General features: G+C 72.8%; 4 protein-coding genes and 1 pseudogene. All 5 read right to left on the bottom strand.

Annotated elements, in window-relative coordinates; all coding sequences use genetic code 11:
• A partial coding sequence (locus tag ABWK99_RS13350) for a chromosome segregation SMC family protein (RefSeq protein WP_372595193.1) occupies positions 1 to 1,957 on the bottom strand: 1,957 nt, incomplete at its 3' end.
• A gap of 32 nt (positions 1,958 to 1,989) precedes the next feature.
• Positions 1,990 to 2,415 (bottom strand): nucleoside-diphosphate kinase, encoded by a 426-nt coding sequence (ndk, locus tag ABWK99_RS13345; RefSeq protein ID WP_372595192.1) that lies wholly within the window; start codon positions 2,413 to 2,415, stop codon positions 1,990 to 1,992.
• A gap of 10 nt (positions 2,416 to 2,425) precedes the next feature.
• Positions 2,426 to 2,884 carry a DUF4233 domain-containing protein gene (locus ABWK99_RS13340; RefSeq protein WP_372595191.1) on the bottom strand — a complete coding sequence of 153 codons (459 nt, stop codon included), beginning with the start codon at positions 2,882 to 2,884 and terminating at the stop codon, positions 2,426 to 2,428.
• Between the two features lie 10 nt (positions 2,885 to 2,894).
• Entirely contained in the window at positions 2,895 to 4,586 is a 1,692-nt protein-coding gene (locus tag ABWK99_RS13335) for an MDR family MFS transporter (RefSeq protein ID WP_372595190.1), read from the bottom strand.
• Positions 4,587 to 4,745: 159 nt separating this feature from the next.
• Positions 4,746 to 5,114 (bottom strand): annotated as a pseudogene (locus ABWK99_RS13330) (TetR family transcriptional regulator); the annotation flags it as partial.

Here is a 5,114-nt window from a genome sequence, read left to right as displayed (position 1 = left end):
GCGCGCTCGCCGAGCCTCCGGAGGCGCGGGCGGAACCCAGGAGGTCCCCCGCCCTGGTCACGGCGACGAGCCCCGGGAAGGCCTCGACCACGGCTCGTGCCCGAGCGAGGTCCTCGACGACGACCACCTCGGCGAGCAGCGCGGCCACGGCGCCGGCGACACCGGCGGCGGGCTGGACGAGCTGCGTCGCCGGGACGGCATCGGCAGGCAATCCCTCCGGCAGCACGACGGGCGCGCCCTGGGCGCTGCCGACCAGCAAGGAGGCCCGACCGGCGTCGTCCTGGCGCAGCCGCCGGACCGCGTCCACGGCCACCTCCACGGAGGAGACGGCCACGGCGTCGGCGAGCGGGCCGAGCGCCGCCGCGATGGCGTCCTCGTAGCCCGGCTCGACACCCAGGAGTGCGGCGACCGAGCCGAGCATCCCCGACAGGTCGTCCGCTGCGAGGAGCGCCCCTGCGCCGTCCTTGCGCTCGAGGCTCATCTCGAGGGCCTCGACCTTCGCGGTCCAGGTGGCACGTTCCCGCTCGGTGAGCTGCTCGGTCTCGCGCAGTGCGGCCAGCGCCTCCGTCGCGGCGTCCAGGGCGGCGACGGCGGCCTCGTGCTCGGCGTCGAGGCCCTCCTCGCCCTCCTCGACACCCGCGACCTGCGACTCGAGGGCAGCGAAGGAGACCGTGGCCTCGTGGCCCCTGCGCTCGGCCTCGGTGACCGTCTCCCGCAGTCGGCCGATCTCCGCCTCGGTGGCCTCGAGCCGGCTCCGGCGCGCAGCGACCTGACCGGCGAGCCGGGCGAGACCCTCACGACGGTCGGCCGCGGTGCGCTGGAGATCGGCGACGGCCCGCTCGGCCGACTGGGCTGCCTGCTCCAGCTCCGCACGCTGCGCGACAGCCGCCTCGAGCGCCACCCGCGCCATCTCGACCTCGGAGGCGAGCTCGGCCTCCGCCGCGCGGGCGCGCTCTGCCTGGGCCTCGAGGTCCTGGGGGTCACGTCCGGTGCCTCGGTCCTCCTCCGCCGCCCCCAGCAGCCGGCGACGGTCCGCGGCGAGGCTCGCCGTCCCGCGCAGCCGTTCGCGCACCGAGGACAGCCGGTACCAGACCTCACCTGCCTCGGAGAGCTCCGGGGCGGCTGCGGCCGCGCGGGCCTCGAGCTCGGCAGAGGCGGCCCGTGCCGAGGCGAGCTCGGCCTCCACCTCCGCGCGTCGTTCCTTGAGCGCCGTCTCGTCGGCGATCTCCTGCTCGAGGGTCGCCGTGAGCTGGGCGAGGTCGTCGGCGAGCAGGCGGGCCCTGGCGTCACGCAGGTCGACCTGGACGGTCTGCGCCTTGCGGGCGACCTCCGCCTGGCGGCCGAGCGGACCGAGCTGACGACGGATCTCGGTGGTGAGGTCACCGAGCCGCGTGAGGTTGGCCTGCATCGCGTCGAGCTTGCGCAGCGCCTTCTCCTTGCGGCGGCGGTGCTTGAGCACTCCGGCCGCCTCCTCGATGAAGCCGCGCCGGTCCTCCGGGGTCGCGCGCAGCACGGCGTCGAGCTGCCCCTGCCCGACGATCACGTGCATCTCGCGGCCCATGCCGGTGTCCGAGAGGAGCTCCTGGATGTCGAGGAGGCGGCAGGAGGAGCCGTTGATCGCGTACTCGGAGCCGCCGCTGCGGAAGAGCGTGCGGGAGATCGTGACCTCGGAGTAGTCGATCGGCAGCGCACCATCGCTGTTGTCGATCGTCAGGGCGACCTCTGCCCGGCCCAACGGTGGCCGCCCGGAGGTGCCGGCGAAGATGACGTCCTCCATCGAGCCGCCGCGCAGGGACTTGGCGCCCTGCTCACCCATCACCCAGGCCAGCGCGTCCACGACGTTGGACTTGCCGGACCCGTTCGGTCCGACGACGCAGGTGATCCCCGGCTCCAGGTGCAGAGTCGTCGCCGAGGCGAACGACTTGAACCCGCGCAGGGTCAGCGTCTTGAGGTGCACGGGCTGAGCCTAGAGGGGACGCGGAGCGAGGGTCACAGTCCGGGGAACCACAGGGCGATCTCCCGGGCGGCGGAGCCGGCCGAGTCCGACCCGTGCACGAGGTTCTCGGTGACCTCGCGCCCCCGGTCACGCCCGAGATCGCCGCGGATCGTCCCGGGTGCTGCAGAGGTGGGATCGGTGGTCCCGGCGAGCGAGCGGAAGCCCTCGATGACGCGCTGCCCCTCGAAGACGGCTGCCAGCACGGGGCCGGAGCCCATGAACTCGACGAGCGGCCCGAAGAAGGGCTTGCCCTCGTGCTCCGCGTAGTGCGCGGCGAGCAGCTCGGCGTCGGCCGTCCTCAGCTCGGCAGCGACGAGCGCGTACCCCTTGGCCTCGATGCGGCGGAGCACCTCCCCGGTGAGCCCACGAGCCACGGCGTCGGGCTTGACCAGGACGAGGGTGCGTTCCACAGCTGCCATGGCGCAGAGCCTAGTCGTCGGCGGCGAGCCGCTCGGCACGTTCGCGGTCGATCCGTCCGCCCAGCCGCAGACCGGTGACCCACAGCGCGACGAAGATCGCCCCGACGACGAGCATCATCGGCACGGCGAACGCCGTCGCGAGCAGCGCCACCTGCAGCACGGACCCCACGACGTAGCCGCCGGGGCGTCGCAGCACCCCAGCAGCGAGGACGAGTGACAGGACGAGCGCTCCCCCGGCGATGCCCACCACCGCAGGGTCGATCTCGCGCAGCCCGAAGGCGACCAGTGCCGCGAACAGCACGACGAAGGCCTCGAGGACGAGGATCGTCGAGGCGAACTGGCGGCGAGCAGACCGCGCAGCCCCGCTGACGGGCCGCGGTTCCGCGCCGCCCGCCGGCGACGATGCCAGCTCGCCGGTGGCACTCTCCTCAACGGGCGGGACGGCGTCGTCGAACTCTGGTGCGCTCACGCGGGACAGGCTAGCGACCGACCCCGACGGCGTCGCGCTGCCCCTCGTCCAGCAGCACCTGCGCCTCACGGACGGGATCCTCGTCGGTCGGCTCCGCTCGACCGGAGCCCTGCGCCCCGTGCGCATCGGCGGAGGTGACGGCCTCGCCGCGCGTGACCATCCCCGCCTCGGTCGAGAGCGGGACCTCCCGCAGGAACAGCGCGAGCAGGAAGCCGACGGCGACGATCGGCACGAGGTACCAGAACGCCGGGGCGAGCGCCTGGGCGTAGGCCTCGACGATCCCGGAGTGCAGCGGCTCGGGAAGGGAGGCGACCAGCTCCGGGGTGAGCGAGTCGGCGCCGGCTCCCCCGGCGGTGGAGCCCTCGGGCACGACGCTCTCGAGGTTCGCGGCGAGGCGGTTGACGAAGATCGTGCTGAACAAGGCCGTCCCCACGGCGGCCCCGAGCTCCCGGAAGAAGTTGTTCGCGCTGGTCGCGGTCCCGATCTCGTGCGGGTCGACCGAGTTCTGCACCGCCAGGACGACCGTCTGCATCACCAGGCCGAGGCCGAACCCGAGAGCGAAGATCATCGCGCTGAACAGGAGCATCGACGTCCCGCTCTCCAGCCGGGTCAGCCAGGCCAGGCCGAGGGTCACGACCATGAGGCCGACGACGGGGTAGGCGCGGTATCGACCCGTCCGGGTGATGAGGATGCCAGAGCCGATCGAGGTGAGCATCAGACCCGCCATCAACGGGAGCAGCCGGAAGCCGGACTCCGTGACGCCGGCGCCCGTGGCCATCTGCAGGAAGGTCGGAAGGAAAGCGAGCGCGGCGAACATGCCGGCCCCGACGACGATGCTGATCAGGGTCGCGATCGTGAAGGTGCGGTTCGTGAACAGGTGCAGCGGGAGGACCGGCTCGACGGCACGCCTCTCGGCCAGGACGAACAGGCCGATCGACAGGGCGGTCGCCGCGGCAAGGGCGAGGAGCCCGCTGTCGCTCCAGTCGTAGCCCGACCGGCCCGACCAGCTGGTCCAGCTGGTCATCAGGACGATCCCCGAGGCGCCCAGGACGAGCAGCACGATTCCGGCGACGTCGAGCGGTCGCGTCGAGCGCCGGCTCGGGAGTCGCAGCGTGAACCAGGCGGTGGTCAGGGCGGCGATGCCGATCGGGATGTTGATCCAGAAGCACCAGCGCCTGTCGAGGCTCTCGGTGAAGTAGCCACCGAGCAGCGGGCCGACCACCGCGGAGATCCCGAACATGGCACCCATCGGTCCCATGTACCTGCCGCGCTCCCGAGCCGGGACGATGTCGGCGATGATCGCCTGGGACAGGATCATCAGACCGCCGCCACCCAGGCCCTGCACGAAGCGCCACAGCACGAGCTCACCGAAGCTCTGCGCGAACCCCGCCCCCGCAGAGGCGAGCGTGAACAGGCCGATCGCGACGAGGAAGGGCCAGCGACGGCCCCACAGGTCGCCGAACTTCCCGTACAGAGGCATGACGATCGAGATCGCCAGCAGGTAGCCGGTGATCAGCCACCCCTGGTGCTCGACGCCGTCGAGCTCGCCGACGATCGTCGGCATCGCGGTGCCGATGATCGACTGGTCGAGCGAGGACATGAACATGCTCGCCATCAGGGCGGCGAAGATGAGCCCTACGGTGCGCCGGGTCAGCTCGATCGGCGCCTTCTCGACCTCGGGGGCCGCTGTGGTCGTGGTCATGAGTATTCCTCGAGTGGTGACGGATCGGGTGCCGGCCCGACGCGGGCACGGCGAAACGGCTCGAGCGTCATCGATCGAGGACCGTCGGGTGGCCGACGGAAGCAGCGGGGCCCTCGGGCCCGAGCGGAGGGAGCAAGCCCTGGTCGTCCCGAGGGCCGGTCACGGCGCGCCTGGCGGCGCTCCCGGCGCGAGGACCGCGCGGAACTCGGCGACGGTCGCGGTGATCGCGGCCTCGAGGTCCGCGTCGCCGTCAGCGTGCCATCGGGTGAGCGACGCCCGTGCCAGCGCCCCGGCGAGGATCGCGAGGACGGTCACCCGGGGGCTCGAGACGTCCTGCCCGAGACGCGTCGCGAGGAGCGCGCTCGTGGCGGCGTTCTTGGCCTCCAGATGGGCCGCATGCCGCGCCTGCAAACGCGGCTCCCTCGCGGCGAGGGTCAGCGCACGGGACATCCGCTCCCGGTCGGCCTCGCGGTCGGCGAGCACCGCGGAGAGCAGCACGCCCAGGTCCGCGAGGTGGTCGCCGCTCGG

The organism is Actinotalea sp. (genome assembly GCF_041597215.1).
Classification (GTDB): Bacteria; Actinomycetota; Actinomycetes; order Actinomycetales; family Cellulomonadaceae; genus Actinotalea.
The sequence above is the reverse complement of the archived record's forward strand: the minus strand, read 5'-3'. Positions and strand labels throughout refer to the sequence as shown.